The following is a 20933-nucleotide window of genomic DNA, read 5'->3' on the forward strand; positions in this document are numbered from 1 at the left end:
GGGCGACATGAGCGCCAAAAAAACAAAATCCAGAGGGTTGGGGCGCGGGCTGTCCGCTCTTATGGCGGACGTAAATACCGAAACGGAAGGGCGGGCACAGTCCGAAGTGCGTCGGCCCGATCTTAAGGTTCCAATTGAGAAGCTAAAGGCCAATCCCAATCAGCCGCGCCGCACATTCCTGCCCGAACAGCTGGACGAATTGGCCGCCTCGGTCAAGGAAAAGGGTATTATCCAGCCTCTGATTGTCCGGTCGACCGGAGCTGATGAATACGAAATCGTTGCAGGGGAGCGTCGTTGGCGGGCAGCGCAAATGGCGCAGCTGCATGATATCCCTGTCATCGTGCGGGATTTTGACGACACCGAAGTTCTGGAAGTTGCGATAATCGAAAACATCCAGCGCGCGGACCTGAACGCGGTGGAAGAGGCCGCTGGGTACAAGCAACTGATGGATCGTTTCGGCCATACGCAGGAAAAGCTGGCTGAAGCTTTGGGTAAAAGCCGCAGCCACATTGCAAACCTTCTGCGTCTTTTGTCCTTGCCAATGGATGTTCAAGCCCTTGTTATTGAAGGAAAAATATTTGCAGGACATGCAAGAGCCCTGATTACGGCCGAAAACCCATCGGAATTGGCGAAGCAGATCGTCAAAGAGGGGCTTTCGGTGCGCGCAACCGAAGCTTTGGTCAAGAAGCAGCAACAAGGTGACGCCGAACGCGCTGCACCGCGGTCCAGAAATCTGGATGCGGGCAAGGATGCCGATACGCGCGCTTTGGAAAAAGATCTATCTGCAATTCTGGCGATGAAAGTCTCGATCAATCACAAGGCTGGAACAGAGACGGGTCAGGTTGTCCTAACATATGAGAACTTGGATCAGCTTGATGATCTGTGCGCTAAGCTCAGCCGTTAGGTCGCGTCCAGATAAAGATCAAAACACCCCCCAGAACGACAGCTTGAATGGCCAAAACGAAAACCGGGGCGGACATCCAAATTGAGATTCCAAAAACGGCGGCGACTGAAACAGTTGCCGCCCTTTTTGCACTAGGGCGGATTGCGCCTGAGCTTTGCCAATCTTGTATCAGCGGTCCGAACAGTTGATGGGTCAACAACCAAGTGTGCAAACGCGAAGAAGATCGGGCAAAGAAAAACGCAGCCAATAGCAGAAATGGGACGGTTGGCAAAAGGGGTAGGACAACCCCAACCATTGCCAGCGCAACACATAACAATCCCAGTCCGGCCCAAAGGTAATGCATGGCTAGCTCAAAAGCTCCCGAATGACGGCGTTCAGTACAGCGCGACCATCTGATGTTGCCCGAAGTCTGCCGTTTTCATGTTCAATCATTTTGATCCCGATCAGATGATCAACCGTGTCTTCCGAGAGTTTTCGGCCTGCTAAGAGCTCCCACCGATCAATATCTAGTCCTTCCGAAATTCGCATCCCCATCATAAGGTATTCGCTCGCCTGGTCTTCAAGGGACAGTGTTGTTCGTCCTTTCTCTCCACCCCCACGCTCTGCAGCGTCAAGCCAGCGCTGTGGATTCAGATAGGTCTCGGTTGCGTATTTTTCTTCGTTAAGCGTAAGCCTCCCATGGGCGCCGGGACCAATGCCAATATAATCACCGTATCGCCAGTAGATCAGATTGTGTTGCGACTCAGCCCCCGTGCGCGCGTGATTGGACACTTCATAAGCGGGCAAACCGTGCGCTTCGCAAATGTCCTGCGTGATCAGATACATGTCGGCGGCGCTGTCATCTTCGGGCAACCCACGCAGTTTTCCAACGGCATAGCGATCGCCAAAGGCAGTTCCGTCTTCAATCGTCAATTGGTACAGCGACAGGTGGTCCACGGCCATCGACAGGGCTTCGCTCAGTTCCGCGCGCCAGGCTTCAGGTGTTTGGTGCTGTCTGGCATAGATCAGGTCAAAACTGACACGATCAAAGCAGGTCCGTGCGATTTCAAAGGCGGCTTGGGCCTCGGCAACAGTATGAATGCGGCCCAGACGCCGTAGATCGTCGTCATTCAGCGCCTGAACGCCCATCGAAATTCGGTTTACGCCGGCATCTCGATAAGCTGCAAACCGACCTGCTTCAACCGAGCCGGGGTTGGCCTCGAGAGTGATTTCCATGTCATTGGATGGGTGCCAAAGCGCGCGCGCCTCATCAATCACGGAAGAAACGGTTTCCGGGTCCATCAGAGACGGGGTGCCGCCCCCAAAGAAAATCGTGTTCAGTACCCGACCCGGCGTTTCAGAGGCAGAGCGGCGCAGCTCGCTCAGATAAGCTGCAAGCCATCTTTCTTGGTCAATTTTCTTCGAGACATGGCTGTTGAAGTCGCAATAGGGGCATTTGGCCTCGCAAAAAGGCCAATGCACGTACAGGCCAAAGCCCCCGTTGCGCCAATCATCCGCCAAAGCAGCCTTTCACGAACTTCTCAACCGCGCGGCCGCGGTGGCTGATCTTGTTCTTTTCCCAGCGATCCATTTCGGCAAAGGTAATGTCGTGCCCGTCCGGAACAAACATCGGGTCATAGCCGAATCCGTCCTTGCCGCGGATCGGCCAGACCAGGTGGCCCGGGACGATGCCTTCGAACACCTCGTCATGTCCGTCGGGCCAGGCCAGGACCAGTGTACAACGGAATTGCGCAGTGCGCGGGAGAGGGGCTTTTTTAGCCTCCAACTCATTATGTGCGCGATTCATGGCCATTAGGAAATCACGACCATTTGCCGTTTCCGCCCAGTCGGCGGTGTAAACTCCCGGCGCGCCATCCAGCGCGTCGATGGTGATCCCGGAATCGTCCGACAGGGCAGGCAGGCCGGTGGCTTTGGCGGCGGCATGGGCCTTGATCCGGGCGTTACCGACAAATGTGTCCTCAGTCTCTTCCGGCTCGGGCAGGTTCATGTCCCCAGCACCCACAACAGTGACGCCAAAAGGCTCAAGGAGATGCGCCATCTCCTCGAGCTTGCCTTTGTTATGGGTGGCGACCAGCAGCCTGTCCCCGTCGAACTTGCGGGTCATGCTGTAGCGGCCTTTTGCGCAGCTGCCAGTTCGCCGACGCCCTTTTCGGCCAGATCCATCAGCTGATCCATCTGAGCGCGGCTGAAGACCGAGCCTTCGGCGCTCATCTGCACTTCGATTAGTTTGCCGGATCCGGTCATGATGAAGTTGCCGTCGACGCCGGCTTCGCTGTCTTCCGGGTAATCCAGATCCAGAACCGGTTGACCGGCGTAAATTCCGCAAGACACAGCTGCTACCGGGTCCACTAGGGGGTCAGAGATAACATCGCCCGCTTTCATCAGCTTGTTCACAGCCAGCCGCAGGGCCACCCAACCGCCGGTGATCGAGGCGCAGCGGGTGCCGCCGTCGGCTTGGATCACGTCGCAGTCCACGGTGATCTGACGCTCACCCAGCGCGACCCGATCCACACCAGCGCGTAGGGCGCGGCCGATCAGGCGCTGGATTTCCACGGTGCGACCGCCTTGCTTGCCGCTGGCGGCTTCGCGCCGCATCCGAGTGTTGGTGGCGCGAGGCAGCATACCGTACTCAGCCGTGACCCAGCCCAAGCCGGAGCCTTTGATAAAGGGCGGCACGCGATCTTCGATCGTTGCGGTGCACAGCACATGAGTGTCGCCCATTTTTATCAGGCAGGAACCTTCGGCATGTTTGGTGAACCCCGTTTCGATTGAAACGGCGCGCATTTCGCTTAAATCTCTTCCAGAGGGTCGCATCGGAATTCCTTTGTTTGCTGGGTTGGGGATAACGCCCCGCAGCATTACGATGCAACCCCGATTGACCTTTCATTTGCCTGCGATTTAATGACGAACGAGCAGGGGAAGACGCATGAGCGAAGCAAGCAAAATTCTGGATGAGATGAACGACCGGTCTCGCGAAGTGTTCCGTTTGATTGTCGAGAGCTATCTGGAAAGCGGTGAGCCTGTCGGCAGTCGCACTTTAACGCGCACCTTGTCCGAAAAGGTGAGCGCAGCGACCGTTCGCAATGTGATGCAAGATCTGGAGTTTCTGGGTCTTCTGGACAGCCCCCACATCAGCGCTGGTCGAATTCCAACGCAGCAAGGTCTGCGGATGTTTGTGGACGGATTGCTTGAAGTCGGAGACTTGGGCGCGGATGATCGCGAGAAATTAGAACAAACTTTAGGCTCTAACACAGGCGATGTTGGCGGAATGCTCGATCGTGTGGGCTCGGCTTTGTCACACGTGACACAAGGCGCCTCGCTGGTTTTAACGCCCAAGCATGAATCGGAAATCAAACATATTGAATTCGTATCACTGGGTCATGATCGGGCTTTGGTAGTGCTGGTTTTCTTGGATGGTCATGTGGAAAACCGCCTGTTCACCCCGCCGCCCGGACAAACCCCAAGCTCGATGCGTGAGGCTGCGAACTTCCTTAATGCGCTCATCGAGGGGCGGACACTCAGCGAAGTGCGTCGGCAGATGCAGACGCAGATTGATGCACGCAAGCAAGAGATCGACGTTCTGGCGCGTGAGATGGTGGAAAGTGGAATGGCCGTCTGGGACGGAGATGGCAGCGACTCGGCCCGTTTGATCGTGCGTGGACGGGCGAATCTTTTGAACGAACCGGGTCGGGCCGAAGAACTTGATCGGATTCGGACCCTGTTTGATGATCTGGAGCGTAAGCGGGACATCGCTGAATTCCTTGAATTGACCGAAGATGGCGAAGGTGTGCGCATTTTTATTGGGTCTGAGAACAAACTTTTCTCACTTTCGGGTTCCTCTTTGGTGGTGTCTCCATATATGAACGCTGATCGTAAGATAATCGGTGCGGTCGGGATCATCGGGCCAACGCGTCTGAATTATGGACGGATCGTACCGATCGTGGATTATACGGCGCAACTGGTCGGCAAGCTGATATCCGACCGGAGCTAGAGGGTAAGAGATGGCAGAGCCGAAGAACGAAGATTTTCTGGACGATATCATGTCTGCGGAAGCGGAAGAGCTGGCCGAGGAGTTTGCAGAGATCAGCGACGAAGCGCTGGAATTGGATGAGTTGCGCGCTGAGCGGGACGATTATAAAGACAAGTTCATGCGCGCGCTGGCAGATGCCGAGAATGCACGCAAGCGTGGCGACAAGGCGCGTCGCGATGCGGAACAATATGGCGGTTCCAAGCTGGCACGGGACATGCTGCCGGTTTACGACAACATGAAGCGCGCGCTTGAGGCAGCGACGGATGAGCAGAAAGAAGTTGCTGCTGGCCTGCTGGAAGGCGTTGAATTGACCATGCGCGCGCTGAAGGATGTGTTCCAGAAGCACGGGATTGAGGTGATCACACCTGAGGTTGGCGACCGCTTTGATCCTAATGTGCATGAGGCGATGTTTGAGGCACCGGTGCCCGGCACAAAAGCCGGCGACATCATTCAGGTGTCTGCCGAAGGTTTCATGTTGCACGACCGCTTGCTGCGTCCGGCGCAGGTTGGGGTGTCGTCAACACCTTCGAACTAGTTGGCCTCGAAGAGGCCAAGCCTCTGGCGGCCGTATTTATCAACAAGAAGAAGGGGCGGTCAGGAATTGGCCGCCTCTTTCAGTTTGTAAATCAGGTCGAGCGCTTCGCGTGGGGTGAGTTCGTCGGGCAGGACGTCGCTCAACATATCTGTGACAGGAGATGCTTTGGTTGAGGGCGGCGGTGGCGGTGATGCTGCAGAAAACAAAGGCAGATCGTCGATCAGAGCCTTTTGTTTACCGCCTTCCCGTTCGGTTTTTTCCAATTGATTCAGTACCACGCGAGCGCGTTCGACGACTGATGCAGGCAATCCGGCAAGCTGGGCAACTTGCACACCATAGGAGCGGTCGGCGGCGCCCTTGTGGACCTCGTGCAGGAAGATCACTTCGCCTTCCCATTCTTTGACCGCAACGGTTGCGTTATCCACGCCTTCCAGTTTACCGGCCAAAGCGGTGAGTTCGTGGTAATGAGTTGCGAACAGAGCGCGGCATTTGTTGGATGCATGTAGATGTTCAAGCGTAGCCCACGCGATCGAGAGGCCGTCATAAGTGGCGGTGCCGCGGCCAATTTCATCGAGAATGACCAGTGCGCGATCATCGGCCTGATTGAGAATTGCAGCGGTTTCGACCATTTCCACCATAAAGGTCGAGCGACCCCGGGCCAGGTCATCGGATGCACCGACCCGGCTGAACAATTGACTGACAACGCCGATATGGGCCTGTTCAGCAGGCACGTAGCTGCCCATTTGGGCAAGCAGGGCTATCAGGGCGTTTTGGCGCAGGAAGGTTGATTTACCAGCCATGTTGGGGCCGGTCAGTAACCATATGGCCGCGCCGTCATCCGCGCTTAGATCGCAGTCGTTGGCGACAAAGGCATCGCCGCTTTGCTGCCGTAAGGCGTGCTCAACGACCGGATGTCGACCGCCGTGCACGTTGAACGCACGTGATGTGTCCACATGTGGGCGACACCAGTTTTCCCCGCGTGCCAGATCGGCGAGGGCAGTGGTTAAATCCAGCTCTGCCAGCCCGCGGGCAGCTTGATTAAGCTGTGCTGCAAGGGTCAAAACCTCATCAGAAAGCCTTTGATAGAGCCGCTTTTCAATCTCAAGCGCCAGATTCCTTGCGTTCAGGATACGGGTTTCGATCTCTGACAGTTCGACGGTGGTGAAACGCACCTGATTGGCGGTGGTCTGACGGTGGATATAGGTTTCGCTGAACGGCGGGTTCAGCATTTTCTCGGCATGGGTCGCTGTGGTTTCGATGAAGTACCCCAGCACATTATTGTGCTTTATCTTAAGCGAGGCGATACCCGTGTGTTCCGCGTATTTCTGTTGAAAGCCGGCGATAACCGAGCGGCCTTCGTCGCGCAGGGTACGGGCTTCGTCCAGTTCAACTTCGAAACCGGGGGCGATGAAGCCGCCGTCACGTGCCAGCAGAGGTGGTTCCGCAACAAGCGCTTCGTCCAGAAGGGTCAAGAGATCGTCAAACCCAGTCAGGTTTTGGACGGCGGTTGACAACAGTACTGGCAACTCTTGGACACTGCACAAACTGGCAATCGTGGCCGCTTGCGCCAACCCGTTACGGATGGCAGCCAGATCGCGCGGACCACCTCGGTCCAACGACAAGCGTGACAAGGCGCGGTCCAGATCCGGTGTTTTGCGTAGCGCTTCACGCAGGTCTGACGCAATCAGGCTGTCCTCAGTTGCGAAGCTTACCGCATCCAGGCGCGCATGGATCACGTCCAGATTTCGGGACGGGTTGGACAGGCGCTGTTCCAGCAACCGCGCGCCGCCGGGTGTTACGGTGCGATCGACCACGGACAACAAAGACCCGGCGCGCCCACCAGAGAGCGACCGTGTCAGTTCCAGATTGCGGCGTGTTGCGGCGTCAATTTGGACGACGCGGTCTTCTGATTCTTTGAGAGGGGTTTGCAGCAGGGGTAATTTGCCCTTTTGCGTGATCTCAAGGTAATCGATCAGTGCGCCCATCGCCGAAACTTCGGCGCGACCGAAAGTCCCGAACGCATCCAGCGCACCGACGTGAAACAAGCCGCATATGCGCTTTTCCGCTGCTGTGCTGTCAAAACTGGCACGTCCCACAGGCGTCAGAGAAATCCCCAGATCCCGAACCGGCTCACTAAGCTTGTCTTGAACACCGTCGGCCACGATCAACTCGGACGGGGCCAGCCGTGCCAGTTCCGGGCTGAGCCGAATCGAGGTCAGAGGCATCACGTGAAACGCGCCGGTCGAGATATCGGCCCAGGCCAAGGCGGCCTCATCCCGAACCTCGGCATAGGCAGCCAGAAAGTTGTGGCGGCGGGCTTCCAGCAGGGCGTCTTCGGTCAGTGTGCCGGGCGTCACTAGACGCACGACGTCCCGCTTTACGACTGATTTAGAGCCTCTTTTCTTCGCTTCCGCAGGGCTTTCCATCTGTTCGCAGACAGCGACACGAAAGCCTTTGCGGATCAGTGTAAGCAAATACCCTTCGGCTGCGTGCACTGGCACGCCGCACATTGGAATATCATTTCCATTGTGCTTGCCGCGTTTGGTTAGGGCGATGTCCAGCGCTTCGGCGGCATTGACGGCATCTTCAAAGAACATCTCGTAGAAATCGCCCATGCGATAAAACAGCAGGGCATCGGCGTGGGCCTCTTTGATCTCGAGATATTGCGCCATCATCGGCGTGACTGTGGACAAAAGCGGCCCCCTTTTGGCGTATTCCGGGCGCGACCTTACAAATCCCCCATCTGCTGCGAAAGGTGAAAACGTATTCTCGTTGAGGCGCGCGGTTGCCTGCGCTATGAGGCGAAGGTCCCGCAGTTGTAAAGAAACGACCAATTCCATGCCCAAAGCGAAGATCACCAAAGAAGAAGCACTGGCCTTTCACCTGGACCCGACCCCCGGCAAGTGGGAGGTGCAAGCCACCGTGCCCATGACCACGCAGCGTGATCTGTCGCTGGCTTATAGCCCCGGTGTTGCTGTTCCATGTGAAGCCATCGCCGAAGCGCCCGAAACCGCGTATGACTATACCAACAAAGGTAATCTGGTCGCCGTGATCTCGAACGGTACCGCCGTATTGGGCCTGGGCAATCTTGGCGCGCTGGGCTCGAAGCCGGTAATGGAAGGGAAATCCGTCCTGTTCAAGCGGTTCGCTGATGTGAACTCGATCGATATCGAACTGGACACCGAAGACCCGGATGAGTTCTGCCGTGCGGTACGCCTGATGGGCCCCACCTTTGGCGGGATCAACCTGGAAGACATCAAAGCACCTGAATGCTTCATCATCGAGCAGCGCCTGAAGGAAGAGATGGATATCCCAGTCTTCCACGATGACCAACATGGCACGGCGGTGATCTGCGCGGCGGGTTTGCTGAACGCACTGCGAATCTCGGGTAAGAAGATCGAGGATGTAAAGATTGTCCTGAACGGTGCGGGTGCGGCAGGGATCGCCTGTATCGAGTTGCTCAAGGCGATGGGCGCGCGGCACGAGAACTGCATCGTGTGCGACACCAAAGGCGTGATCTATCAGGGCCGTACAGAGGGTATGAACCAATGGAAGTCCGCGCATGCCATCTCTACAGATTTGCGTACGCTGGAAGATGCGATGAAGGGCGCGGATGTGTTCCTGGGCGTGTCGGTCAAGGGTGCGGTCACGCAAGAGATGGTCGCCAGCATGGCGGACAACCCAGTGATCTTTGCGATGGCGAACCCTGACCCCGAGATCACTCCGGAAGAAGCACACGAAGTCCGCGTTGATGCCATCGTCGCCACCGGGCGCAGCGATTATCCCAATCAGGTCAATAACGTACTTGGCTTCCCCTATCTGTTCCGGGGCGCATTGGACATCCATGCGCGCGCTATCAATGACGAAATGAAAATTGCCTGCGCCCATGCGTTGGCTAATCTGGCGCGCGAGGATGTGCCGGACGAGGTCGCGATGGCCTATGGCAAATCTCTGACCTTCGGGCGCGACTATATCATCCCGACACCGTTCGACCCACGTCTGATCCACCGTATCCCGCCAGCCGTTGCCAAGGCCGGGATGGACACCGGTGCGGCGCGGCGCCCGATCATCGACATGGATGCCTATGAGCTGAGCCTGAAATCCCGCATGGATCCGACCGCAAGCATCCTGCGCGGTTTGAACGCCCGTGCGCGTCAGGCACAAAGCCGGATGATCTTTGCCGAAGGTGATGATCCAAGGGTGCTGCGCGCTGCGGTCATGTACCAACGATCCGGCTTCGGAAAGGCGCTGGTGGTCGGTCGCGCCGATGAGGTCAGGGCCAAGCTGGAAGAAGCGGGCTTGGGTGACGCTGTGCGTGAGCTGGAGGTTGTGAATGCCGCCAACACAACGCATCTCGAGAGCTATTCGAATTTCCTCTACGACCGTTTGCAGCGCAAGGGTTTCGACCGAAAGGACATTCACCGCCTCGCCGCGCGGGATCGGCACGTGTTTTCATCATTGATGCTGGCCCATGGCCATGGGGATGGGCTGGTTACGGGTGCGACGCGCAAATCGGCGCATGTGATGGATCGGATCAACCACGTGTTTGATGCCGATGCAGCGCGTGGGGCCGCTGGTGTGACCGCCCTTTTGCACAAGGGCCGGATTGTTCTGATTGGCGATACGCTGGTTCATGAATGGCCGGATGAGAATGACCTGGCAAACATTGCTGAACGATCGGCTGCGGTTGCGCGTCACATGGGCCTGGAGCCCCGGGTGGCCTTCGTCAGCTTCTCGACTTTTGGTTACCCGGTGTCCGAACGGGCCGAAAAGATGCACGTGGCTCCGACGGTGCTGGACCAGCGCGGTGTTGACTTTGAATACGAAGGCGAGATGACCGTGGATGTGGCGTTGAACGTTGATCAGCAGGCTACCTATCCCTTCCAGCGTCTGACCGGTCCGGCGAACATTCTGATTGTTCCGGCGCGGCACTCGGCCTCCATCTCGACCAAATTGATGCAAGAAATGGGTGGTGCAACTGTAATTGGTCCGATTCTGTCAGGCATCGACAAACCGATTCAAATCTGTTCGACCGTTGCGACCGCCAATGACATTCTAAACATGGCCATTCTGGCCTCGTGCGACATCGGATAAGACATGACAATCTGGAACCTCGGCTCGATCAACGCGGATATGGTCTATGACCTGCCGCATCTGCCTGCGCCGGGGGAAACTCTGGCCGCCCTTGGACTGGATCGGTTTCTGGGCGGCAAGGGGGCCAACATGTCGGTGGCTGCGGCTCGGGCCGGATCGCGCGTCAGCCATATCGGTGCTGTTGGCCAGGATGGGCGCTGGGCGAAGGATCGATTGACGGAATATGGCGTGGATACACGCTTTATCTCAGAGGTCGATTTGCCAACCGGACACGCGATCATTGCGGTGGATGCTGAGGGCGAGAATCTGATCATCCTGTATCCCGGTGCCAATCATGCGTTAGAGGTCAGTGATCTGGGACAAGCGCTATCCTCAGCAAACACGGGCGATCTGCTGATCCTTCAGAATGAAACCAACGCACAAGTGGAAGCTGCGCAGTTGGGGCACCGGCTGGGGCTAACCGTGTGTTACGCCGCAGCGCCGTTTCAGGCAGAGGCTGTGAAGGCGGTTCTTCCCTATCTGGATTTCCTGATCCTCAACGAGGTCGAAGCTGAACAATTGCGTCAGGAAACCGGCTTAAGCGCCGCTGATTTGCCAGTGCGGCACGTCATCGTCACGCTGGGCTCAAAGGGCGCGCGGTATTTACAGCAGGGCAGCGAACCGGTCGAGTTTGCGGCACATAAGGTGCAAGCGGTGGATACAACAGGGGCAGGCGATACCTTCACCGGCTATGTACTGGCAGGAATGGATCGTGGAATGCCGATGGAACAGGCTATTCTGCAAGCAAACCGCGCCGCGGCCCTGATGGTCACGCGGCACGGAACGGCTGATGTTATCCCCGATTTGAAAGAGGTGCGCGACGCGTCCTTTGACTAAGATCCAACAAACGGCGCGTCAGTACCCCAAAGCTGTTTGACGCGCGCGTCACGGCCGCAGGCTTTGCGGTAAGCTTTGTATGCGCTGTGCTGTCGCTTCGGCCCGAAGCGGGTCAAAATCAGTTTGTTCCCCTTGTAGTAATCCTGATGATACGCCTCGGCTGGGTAAAAAGTTCCTTCGCTCAGGATCGGCGTTACCACTGTCTGGCCCAGGGCCCGCTGCGCATCTGCTTTTGCTTTCTCGGCCAAAGCTTTTTCCCCTGTGTTAGAGACGAAAATCGCAGTGCGATAGCTATCACCGCGATCGCAGAACTGACCTCCGGCATCTGTGGGGTCGACCGAGCGGAAGAACATGTTCAGAAGCGTTTCCCGTGAGATTTGAACTGGATTGAACGTGATCTGAACCGCTTCATAATGGCCGGTTCCTCCTTTTGAGACCTGATCATAAGTGGGATTAGCTGACTTGCCGCCGGTATAGCCTGAAACAGCCTCGATGACGCCGGGGACAGACTCAAAATCAGATTCAACGCACCAGAAACATCCTCCGGCTACTGTCAGTGTTTCTGTTCCGGCCGCCGGCGCAGGTAAAGCACGCAACATCGCTGCCAAGGCGATCAGCGTGAACAGAAGGGCTGGTTTAAGCGTGTCGAGGTAAGCAGTCCGTGTCATGTCAGGTCTCCTTTCACGACCAAGGTGACCCGACTTGGATCAACATGCAATTGCCTGACATCTCATGTCACGCGCTGGTGAGGCGAGTTTATCAAATTCAGCCCAGCCCTAAGAAACCTTGTGTATCGCAGTCAAAAGACCTTTTCTGAGATGTGGTGATGCAAGGTTGGATTCAGGATCGATGACACAGGAGATGCAGGTTTCGACGCGCGTGCTGGTCATAGTTGCGCCCAGCTTCAATATGGCGGCAACCATGGCATTCATAGATCCGTTTCGTGCAGCCAACTATCTGGATGGAAAGCCTTATTTTAAATGGGACTTCGTATCAGAAGCAGGTGGTTTCTGTGTGTCCAGCAACGGCGCTGGCATTGAAACTCAACCGCTTGACGCGCTTTCGTTCACCGAGGCTGATATTGCCATTGTCTCTTCCAGTTGGACACCAGAACGGCACCTGACATCCAAACTGGGAACAGCTTTGCGTAAATTTGCGCGCAGCGGCGCGACTTTGGGCGCATTGGATACCGGCGCTTTTATTTTGGCGCAGGCGGGGTTATTGAACGGACGGCGCGCCACCGTTCATTACGAGCATATCGATGCCTTGCAGGAGCTTTATCCGGAAGTCGAGGTCGTTGAGAATCTTTATGTTATGGACGGCAATCGGCTTACCTGTTGCGGTGGCTCTGCAGCAACTGACTTTGGCCTGCAGATTCTTCAGGGGATACATGGCAGCGCCCTTGCCAATGCAGCGGCCAGATACGTTTTTCACGATCGTTTGCGTGGCCCCACGGAACAACAGCAACCCCAAGGAACCGAGCCTTTGGGAACGACAGTGCCCGCCAAGCTTAAAACGGCGATTCAGGTGATGGAGGCCAATCTTGAGGAGCCGATTCCCGTTCCCCAGATTTGCAAACGCGCGGGAATCTCTCATCGCCAACTGGATCGGCTGTTCGCGACCTACATCAAGAAAACGCCCGCGCTTTACTATCGTGACATTCGCTTGGATCGGGCACGTGGCCTGGTCACGCAGACTGAGCTTCCCATTGCAGAGGTCGCTCTGGCGTCGGGCTTTTCCAGCCCGGTGCATTTCAGCCGGGCTTATAAAGAAAGATTTGGCCTGCCCCCCACGCGCGACAGGGTCGAGGGCAGAGTTCCATTCGAGTTCCGCGCTTGGCCGATGCATCGCAAGCCCAAAGACTGACGCAATCGGGATCATCAAGTTGGCTAAAACGGAAAACAATAAGGCGAAAAAAGTTAAGAGACGAACCAAGACTCAGAGGATCATACGCGCCACACGTCAATCATTGGGGCAAAGCCTGTCCCTGAGCTGTGGAGCCACCCATGAGCCAGCTGCCGTCCAAAACCCAGTTCGAGCGGATTTCCGATGGTTTTAGCACCGATCCCTTCAATACCAGTTCCCTGAAAGCCGAAGCCTATGTCGATCCGTCCTGGTATCAGGTCGATCAAAACGAAGTGCTAGCCAAGACCTGGCAATGGGTGTGCCACGTTGAAAAGCTGCGCGTTCCAGGGTCATACACAACCGTCGAAATCGCCGGACGTCCGATTGCTGTCGTGCGCGACCGCGAGGGCACATTGCGTGCGTTCTATAATGTCTGCAAACACCGCGCACATCATCTGTTGTCGGGCGAGGGCGAAACCACGCGTATCATGTGCCCGTATCACGCTTGGGTCTATAAACTGGACGGCCAGTTGGTGCGCGCGCCCGAGACCGAGAACCTGGCTAATTTCAAAACATCGGATATCTGCCTGGACCAAGTACAGGTCGAAGAGTTTGCGGGGTTCATATACGTCAACTTAGACTCTAATGCACAGCCTTTGAGCGAAGTTTCCGGGAATCTGGAAACCGAAATCCGCCATTGGGCACCGGATATCGAGCAGCTGTCATTTGGTCACCGCCTGACCTATGACATCAAGTCGAACTGGAAGAACGTCGTCGACAACTTCCTTGAATGCTACCACTGCCCGACAGCGCACAAGGATTTCTGTGATTTGGTCGATATGGACACCTACAAGGTGACCACATACGGCATCTACTCCAGCCATATGGCCGAGGCGGGTAAGGGTGCTAACACTGCTTATGACGTGTCCAATGCCACAGTACGAACCCATGCAGTTTGGTGGTTGTGGCCCACGACATGTTTGATGCGCTATCCGGGGCGGTCTTCGATGATCGTGCTGAATATTATCCCGATTGGTCCTGACCGCACGCTCGAAACCTATGATTTCTTCCTTGAAACCCCGGAACCAGACGAAGCCGAACTGGAAGCCATCCGCTATCTTGATGAGGTTCTGCAACGCGAAGACATCGACATTGTCGAAAGCGTACAGCGCGGTATGAGCACCCCGGCCTTTACGCAAGGCCGGATCGTGCATGATCCCAATGGCTCGGGCAAATCGGAACATGCGGTGCATCATTTCCATGGGCTAGTTCTGGACGCATATGCAAAGGCTGCACCGTGACACGGCCGAACATCGTTGTGATCATGGCCGATCAACTGGCGCCGCATTTTTGCGGCGCTTACGGCCATCCAACGGTCAAGACCCCAAACATCGACGCGCTTGCCGCACGCGGGATGCGATTTGACGCGGCCTATTGCAACTCACCCCTTTGCGCGCCGTCGCGATTTGCGTTCATGGCCGGGCAGCTGATCAGTCGCATCGCGGCATATGACAACGCCAGCGAGTTTCGTGCCTCGGTCCCGACCTTTGCGCATTACCTCAAGGCGCTGGGCTACCGGACCTGCCTGTCGGGCAAGATGCATTTCGTTGGGCCAGACCAGAAACACGGGTTTCAGGACCGTGTGACAACCGACATTTACCCCGCCGATTTTGCCTGGACCCCGGACTGGGAAGCCCCGGACGAGCGGATCGACAAGTGGTATCACAACATGCAAACCGTCAAGGAAAGCGGTGAGGCGGTCGCCACCTTCCAGACGGATTATGACGACGAGGTCGAATTTGCCGCGCGTCGCTGGTTGATCGACAGGGGCCGCGATCGGGCGGCTGGGGACAATGCTCCGTTCTGTATGGTGGCCAGCTTTATCCATCCGCATGACCCCTATGTCGCCAAGCCCGAGTGGTGGAACCTGTATTCCGACGCAGACGTCCCGATGCCGGAATTTACACTGACGCCCGAAGAGCAAGACCCGTTCTCACGTCGCGTGATGGATGGGATCGAGGCAAGCTATGTCCCTCTGAACGAGGAAGAAATCCGCCGCGCGCGTCGCGCTTATCTGGCCAATGTCAGTTACTTTGACAGCAAGGTCGGCGCGATGGTCAAAGCTTTGAAAGACATCGGCGCGTTAGACAATACCATCGTCATCGTCACCGCAGACCACGGCGATATGCTGGGTGAGCGTGGGTTGTGGTACAAGATGAATTTCTTTGAACACTCGGCCCGTGTGCCGCTGATCATGGCGGGTCCCGGTGTTGCCAAAGGCTGTGCTGCCAACGCCTGTTCCCTGCTCGACCTGTTGCCGACATTTGTGGACATCGCCAGCGGTTCTGACGCGATCTTCGGGGAGCCGATTGATGGCCGATCCTTGATGCCGCTTGCGCGCGGAGAAGCTGACCCTGTGGATGAAGCCATCGGCGAATATTGCGCCGAGATGACGCCTTATCCGGTATTCATGATCCGACGCGGGCCGTTGAAGTATATTCACTGCGACCCGGACCCACCTCAGCTTTACGACCTGTCCAAGGATCCGTTGGAAAAGGTGAATGTGGTCGATGACCCGGCTTACGCTGAACATTCCGCAAAGTTTGCTGAAGACGTGGCGCGACGTTGGAACAGCGAAAGCCTGCGTGCGGACGTCATTGCAACGCAAAAGTCCCGGCGCGCCTTGCACGCCGCGATGGAGGCGGGTGCCGGAGAGGCCTGGGACTACACCCCGCCACGAGACGCCACGCAGGAATATGTACGCAATCACATGGATTGGACGGTTGCAGCGACTCGCTATCGCTATCCGCCATTGAAGGAGACCAAAGAATGATGCTGGACGGCAAAACAGCGCTTGTAACCGGTGGGCGCGGCGGGATCGGGCGCGCGATCGTGGCGCGTTTTCTGCGCGAAGGCGCACTGGTTTATGCGGCTGATCTGAAGCCCGAAGGATCCTTGTCAGCCCATGATGACGACGGCAGCATCTTTGTGAAACTGGACGTCACGCAAGAAGCTGATGCGATTGCCGCGATGGAACAGGTTGGTGCGGAAGCTGGCCAATTGGACATTCTGGTCAACGCCGCTGGTATTGAGATCGAGAAAACTATCGAACAGACCACGTTGGAGGAATGGAACCAGTCCTTCGCTGTGAATGTCAACGGCACGTTTTTGACCTCAAAACACGCGTTGCCACTGTTGCGCAAAGGGGCCACGTCGGGAACGTCAGCCTCGATCATCAATTTCGGGAGTTACGATGGGTTCATTGCGGACCCCGGCCTTGCCGCCTATTGCGCGACCAAAGGTGCTGTTCATGCACTGACGCGTGCAATGGCGTGTGATCATGGACCGGAAGGTATTCGTGTGAATGCCATATGCCCCGGCTATGTCGACACACCCATGTTGCAGAGCTTTTTCACCGGCGATGGCTCGGGCGGTGGCGGCAAGACCATCGACCAGTTGCAGCAGGCCGTGCGCGATGTGCACCCGATGCGCACATATGGCACGCCCGACGACATCGCGAATCTGGTGAATTGGCTGGCTTCGGACGAGGCTCGATATGCCAGCGGTCAACTTTGGGTTCTGGACGGAGGGCTGAGCGCACAAGTCCAGCAGATGAAGCTATGAGCAAACCGGTCATCATTACATGTGCTCCGACTGGCGGGATTCATACGCCGACCATGTCAGAACACTTGCCCATCACGCCAAACGAAATCACCGAGGCCAGTATTGGTGCCGTCGAGGCCGGGGCTGCGATCATCCATCTTCATGCCCGCAATCCGGAAAACGGTCGACCAGATCCGGACCCTGACCTTTTCATGCAGTTCCTGCCCCGCATCAAACAAGCAACCGGTGCTGTGATGAATGTCTCAACCGGTGGCGGGTTGGGCATGACCCGCGAAGAACGCCTGCGTGCGGCATTACGGGCCAGCCCCGAAATGGCCAGCATGAACATGGGCTCGATGAACTTCGGCATCTTCCCTATGATGCAGAAATATTCAGGCTGGAAACATGACTGGGAACCCGAGTTTCTGGACATGACCCGCGACTTCATTTTCCGCAACACGTTTGCTGATATCGAATATGCGATGAAGGAATTGGGCGAAGGTCACGGCACGAAATTCGAATTCGAATGCTACGATTTGGGACATCTCTACAACCTGGCTTGGGTGGTGGATCAGGGTTGGGTAAAGCCGCCATTTTTCATCCAGATGGTTTTTGGGATTCTGGGCGGTGTTGGTGCCGACCCCGATAACTTGATGCACATGCACACAATTGCCGAAAAGTTGTTTGGAAATAGCTATGAATGGTCGGTGCTGGCCGCAGGTCGCCACCAGATGGCCTTCACGACACAGGCCGCGATTCTTGGTGGCAATGTGCGGGTTGGGCTGGAAGACAGCCTTTACATCGGGCCCGGCGAAAAGGCGAAGTCCAACGCTGATCAGGTCCGCAAGATTCGCTCAATCATCGAAAATCTTGGCCTGACGGTCGCTACACCGGACGAGGCCCGCCAACGTTTGGGCCTTAAGGGCAACGACCAGACCGCTTTTTGACGGGGGAAAGATATGCAGACGAAGATGCTTATTAACGGAGAGATGGTTGAGGGTCAGGGCGATGCTCTGCCCGTTCTGGATCCATCCACCGGCGAGACAGTAGCCCATGTGCCCGAGGCAACGCCCGAGCAGATCGAAGCCGCAACACGTGCTGCCCATGAAGCCTTTGACACCTATCGGCTTGTCACGCCCGCCGAGCGGTCGGGATATCTGCATACGATTGCGGATGTAATGGAAGAAAATACAGATGAATTGTCCGAGTTAGAGACACTGGACGTCGGCAAGCCGTGGCCGATGGCCCGCGATGAAGAGATGCCTCTGACCATCGACACTTTCCGCTTCATGGCCGGTGCCTCACGCACGATAAGCGGGTCAGTGGCCGGAGAATACGCTGCGGGCCACACGTCGATGATCCGAAAGGATCCGATTGGCCCCGTGGCGTCCATCGCACCGTGGAACTATCCGCTTATGATGGCGGCATGGAAGATCGCTGCGCCTCTGGCGGCGGGCTGCACCATTGTAATGAAACCGTCCGAAATCACGCCGCTGGCCACTCTGCGGCTGGCAGAGTTGCTGGCAGATGTATTGCCCAAAGGTGTGTTGAACGTGGTCCATGGTCGGGGCATGTCGGTTGGTGACAGCCTGATCAATGACCCACGGATTGAGGGGATTTCCATCACCGGCTCACCTGCGACCGGAATGGCCGCGATGCGCGCTGCATCCAACCAGATCCGCCATGTGCATCTGGAACTGGGGGGCAAGGCACCGGTCATCGTGTTCAATGATGCTGATATCGACGCCGTGGCCGAGACGATCCGATACGGTTCGTTCTTCAACGCAGGTCAGGATTGTGCTCAGCCCTGTCGGGTGATGGTGCAGGATGATGTATACGACAAAGTGGTTGCTGCCGTCGCTGATCAGGTTGCTCAGATCAGGATCGGTGCGCCAAAGGCCGATGGTACAGAAATGGGGCCCATCGTATCAGCCGCCCAACGCGACCGGGTCGCCGGATTTGTCGATCGCGCCCGCAGCAGCGCTGAAATCGCCGTAGGTGGCAAGGTTGGTGAGGGGGAAGGGTTCTTCTATCAGCCGACCGTCGTCGCAAATGTGGATAATAACGCTGAGATCGCGTGCAGCGAGGTGTTCGGCCCGGTCGTGACTCTGTCGCGATTTACCGAGGCGGACGAAGCCCTTCGGATTGCAAACGCGGGGCGGTACGGGTTGGCGTCGTCTGTCTGGACCAAGGATGTCTCGACCGCGATGAAAATGGCGGCGCGGCTGCGGTACGGCATGACCTGGGTGAATACGCACGGAATGCCAGCGGCGGAAATGCCCTGGGCTGCGATGAAAGGATCAGGCACGGGTTGTGACATGTCGGTTTATGCGCTGGATGCCTACACGTCCGTGCGCCATGTGATGGTGGCACACTGATGCGGTTGGCTGGGAAAAGAGCGCTTGTGACAGGTGGGCGGCAAGGCATTGGCCGAGGAATAGTCGAAGCCTTTCGCCGTGAAGGCGCGACAGTGACGACATGTGGACGCGGGGCGCGGCCTGATGGGTTGGCTGACGACATCATCTGGTGTCCGCTGGATGTCACGGACACGGACGCTGTCGAAGCGTTGGCCGAGGCCGCAGGCGGCATCGACATTCTGGTGAATAATGCTGGTGTGCAGGTCGAAAAGACTGTTCCAGACAGTTCGGACGCGGATTGGGAAGCTGTGATTGGCACCAATTGCAAGGGCGTCTTCAATATGTGCCGGGCTTACATACCTCGGATGGATGAGGGCGCTGCGATCATTAATATAGGCTCTATTTCCGGGAATACCGCTGATCCGTCCATGGCGCTTTACAACGCGTCCAAGGCATTTGTGCATGGCTTGACCCGTTCTATTGCGGTCGATCACGGGCCAAAGATCCGCTGCAACGCGATTTGCCCCGGATGGATTGAAACAGGAATGCTGGACGCCGCGTTCGAGTTGGCCAATGACCCTGATGCCGCGCACAAGGATGCGATTGCCCGCCATGCTGCAGGTCGTTTTGGGAAACCCGAGGATATTGCGAGCATGGCGGTCTGGCTGGCTTCGGATGAGGCAAGCTTTGCCACAGGTCAGCTTTTCACCGTGGATGGTGGTATGACAGCAGCTTCACCTTTGAACCCGGGATTGTTCTGATGGAAATACAGCACACGGCCTGCTTGGGCGGAGGCGTCATTGGCGCTAGTTGGGCAGCTCTTTTTCTGGCATCCGGGCGTTCTGTTGCCCTCTTTGATCCTGACCCGAACGTCGAAAGGAAAGTATGCCAGTATGTAGAGAATGCATGGTCGACCCTTGGTGCGCTGGGCTTGACGGAGAATGGAAACCCGGACGCCATCACGTTTCATTCCAGCGCTGCTGCCGCAGTGGCTGATGCGGGATTTGTTCAGGAAAATGTGCCTGAGCGTTTGCAGATAAAACATGCAACCTTTGCCGAGATTGAGCCTGCTTTGTCCAAGGGCGCAATCGTCGCCAGCTCTGCATCGGGTCTAACACTTGGCCAAATGCAGCCTGGATGGTCTGACCCGTCGCATTTTGTTTTGGGGCATCCCTTCAACCCACCGCACCTAATCCCGCTGGTTGAGGTGATGGGGAATGAGAAAACTTCCGATGGTGTGGTTGATGCGGCACAGGCGTTTTATGAAAGCGTGGGTAAGACCACGATCCGGGTCAACAAAGAGGTGCCCGGCCATGTAGCAAACCGGTTGCAAGCTGCTTTGTGGCGTGAAGCCATTCATCTTGTGGTGTCGGGTGTTGCGTCGGTCGAAGATGTGGACAAAGCCGTCTGGGCAGGACCGGGTGTAAGGTGGGCGGCGATGGGGCCGACCATGTTATTCAACCTCGGCGCTGGCAAGGGTGGGTTGAAAGCCTTTTGCGACCATTTCACCGATACGTTCAATGGATGGTGGGATGATTTGGGTCAGGTCTATTTGACTGATGATGTCGCCCAGCAGCTTACAGAAGGTGTGATGGCTGAGGCCGCAGGGAAAACCCAAGCCGAGCTGTCCGAGCAACGGGACGCGTTGATTCTGGCAATGCAGAAATCCATTGCAGAATTGCGCTGAGT

19 protein-coding genes are annotated in these 20933 nt (G+C 56.8%); 13 read left to right on the plus strand and 6 right to left on the minus strand.

All coding sequences use genetic code 11. The features are described from left to right. Nucleotides 1-7 precede the first annotated feature (7 nt). Nucleotides 8-904, plus strand: coding sequence for a ParB/RepB/Spo0J family partition protein (locus I9187_RS00370; protein ID WP_209509325.1), 897 nt, complete (start codon nt 8-10; stop codon nt 902-904). Here the strand turns inward: I9187_RS00370 and I9187_RS00375 are convergent. From I9187_RS00375 to rph, 4 genes are read right to left on the minus strand one after another with little or no spacing between them, the layout of a single operon-like run. Next, a complete protein-coding gene (locus I9187_RS00375) occupies nt 894-1247 on the minus strand; it encodes a YbaN family protein (protein WP_171178680.1) in 354 nt (117 codons plus the stop codon). The genes I9187_RS00370 and I9187_RS00375 overlap by 11 nt on opposite strands. Before the next feature lie 2 nt (nt 1248-1249). After that, nucleotides 1250-2404: a radical SAM family heme chaperone HemW gene (gene hemW, locus I9187_RS00380; protein ID WP_209940034.1), complete on the minus strand. Its 1155-nt coding sequence runs from the start codon at nt 2402-2404 to the stop codon at nt 1250-1252. Further along, nucleotides 2394-3008 (minus strand): RdgB/HAM1 family non-canonical purine NTP pyrophosphatase, encoded by a 615-nt coding sequence (gene rdgB, locus I9187_RS00385; RefSeq protein WP_171178676.1) that lies wholly within the window; start codon nt 3006-3008, stop codon nt 2394-2396. Before rdgB ends, hemW begins: the two co-directional genes overlap by 11 nt. Beyond that, complete coding sequence (gene rph, locus I9187_RS00390; RefSeq protein WP_170655392.1) at nt 3005-3718, minus strand: ribonuclease PH; 714 nt, start codon at nt 3716-3718, stop codon at nt 3005-3007. The genes rdgB and rph overlap by 4 nt, the downstream gene beginning before the upstream one ends. Nucleotides 3719-3830: 112 nt before the next feature. Between rph and hrcA the strand changes: the two genes are divergently transcribed. Together hrcA and I9187_RS00400 are read left to right on the plus strand one after the other, a co-directional pair. Beyond that, nucleotides 3831-4895 carry a heat-inducible transcriptional repressor HrcA gene (gene hrcA / locus I9187_RS00395; RefSeq protein WP_209940035.1) on the plus strand — a complete coding sequence of 355 codons (1065 nt, stop codon included), beginning with the start codon at nt 3831-3833 and terminating at the stop codon, nt 4893-4895. Nucleotides 4896-4905: 10 nt separating this feature from the next. Next, nucleotides 4906-5469, plus strand: coding sequence for a nucleotide exchange factor GrpE (locus I9187_RS00400; RefSeq protein ID WP_171178672.1), 564 nt, complete (start codon nt 4906-4908; stop codon nt 5467-5469). 59 nt (nt 5470-5528) lie between these two features. Here I9187_RS00400 and mutS read toward each other — a convergent pair whose 3' ends face one another. After that, the gene (gene mutS, locus I9187_RS00405) at nt 5529-8144 is read right to left on the minus strand and encodes a DNA mismatch repair protein MutS (RefSeq protein ID WP_171727704.1); all 2616 of its coding nucleotides are present in this window, start codon (nt 8142-8144) and stop codon (nt 5529-5531) included. Nucleotides 8145-8307: 163 nt separating this feature from the next. Between mutS and I9187_RS00410 the strand changes: the two genes are divergently transcribed. Further along, on the plus strand, nt 8308-10563 hold the full coding sequence (locus tag I9187_RS00410) for an NADP-dependent malic enzyme (RefSeq protein WP_171178670.1): 2256 nt from the start codon (nt 8308-8310) through the stop codon (nt 10561-10563). A gap of 3 nt (nt 10564-10566) precedes the next feature. Further along, a complete protein-coding gene (locus I9187_RS00415; protein WP_171178668.1) occupies nt 10567-11439 on the plus strand; it encodes a ribokinase in 873 nt (290 codons plus the stop codon). On the opposite strand, the gene msrA is transcribed toward I9187_RS00415, so the two are convergent. Continuing rightward, nucleotides 11436-12107, minus strand: coding sequence for a peptide-methionine (S)-S-oxide reductase MsrA (gene msrA, locus I9187_RS00420; RefSeq protein ID WP_171234640.1), 672 nt, complete (start codon nt 12105-12107; stop codon nt 11436-11438). The genes I9187_RS00415 and msrA overlap by 4 nt on opposite strands. Nucleotides 12108-12288: 181 nt before the next feature. Here msrA and I9187_RS00425 point away from each other — a divergent pair, with 181 nt between their 5' ends. The 8 genes from I9187_RS00425 (at nt 12289) to I9187_RS00460 (ending at nt 20931) form a co-directional block, all read left to right on the plus strand. Further along, a complete protein-coding gene (locus I9187_RS00425; RefSeq protein WP_171178664.1) occupies nt 12289-13305 on the plus strand; it encodes a GlxA family transcriptional regulator in 1017 nt (338 codons plus the stop codon). Between the two features lie 140 nt (nt 13306-13445). Continuing rightward, entirely contained in the window at nt 13446-14585 is a 1140-nt protein-coding gene (locus tag I9187_RS00430; RefSeq protein ID WP_171178662.1) for a ring-hydroxylating oxygenase subunit alpha, read from the plus strand. Continuing rightward, nucleotides 14582-16117 carry a choline-sulfatase gene (betC, locus tag I9187_RS00435; RefSeq protein ID WP_171237895.1) on the plus strand — a complete coding sequence of 512 codons (1536 nt, stop codon included), beginning with the start codon at nt 14582-14584 and terminating at the stop codon, nt 16115-16117. Before I9187_RS00430 ends, betC begins: the two co-directional genes overlap by 4 nt. After that, a complete protein-coding gene (locus I9187_RS00440) occupies nt 16114-16908 on the plus strand; it encodes an SDR family oxidoreductase (protein WP_209509327.1) in 795 nt (264 codons plus the stop codon). The genes betC and I9187_RS00440 overlap by 4 nt, the downstream gene beginning before the upstream one ends. After that, nucleotides 16905-17834, plus strand: coding sequence for a 3-keto-5-aminohexanoate cleavage protein (locus I9187_RS00445; RefSeq protein ID WP_171178648.1), 930 nt, complete (start codon nt 16905-16907; stop codon nt 17832-17834). Before I9187_RS00440 ends, I9187_RS00445 begins: the two co-directional genes overlap by 4 nt. Before the next feature lie 12 nt (nt 17835-17846). Next, nucleotides 17847-19265 (plus strand): gamma-aminobutyraldehyde dehydrogenase, encoded by a 1419-nt coding sequence (locus I9187_RS00450; RefSeq protein ID WP_171178646.1) that lies wholly within the window; start codon nt 17847-17849, stop codon nt 19263-19265. Further along, the gene (locus I9187_RS00455) at nt 19265-20005 is read left to right on the plus strand and encodes an SDR family oxidoreductase (protein ID WP_171178644.1); all 741 of its coding nucleotides are present in this window, start codon (nt 19265-19267) and stop codon (nt 20003-20005) included. The genes I9187_RS00450 and I9187_RS00455 overlap by 1 nt, the downstream gene beginning before the upstream one ends. Next, nucleotides 20005-20931: a 3-hydroxyacyl-CoA dehydrogenase NAD-binding domain-containing protein gene (locus tag I9187_RS00460; protein ID WP_171178641.1), complete on the plus strand. Its 927-nt coding sequence runs from the start codon at nt 20005-20007 to the stop codon at nt 20929-20931. The genes I9187_RS00455 and I9187_RS00460 overlap by 1 nt, the downstream gene beginning before the upstream one ends. Nucleotides 20932-20933 lie beyond the last annotated feature (2 nt).

It is taken from the genome of Ruegeria sp. HKCCE4148 (genome assembly GCF_017872495.1).
Taxonomy (GTDB): Bacteria; Pseudomonadota; Alphaproteobacteria; order Rhodobacterales; family Rhodobacteraceae; genus Ruegeria.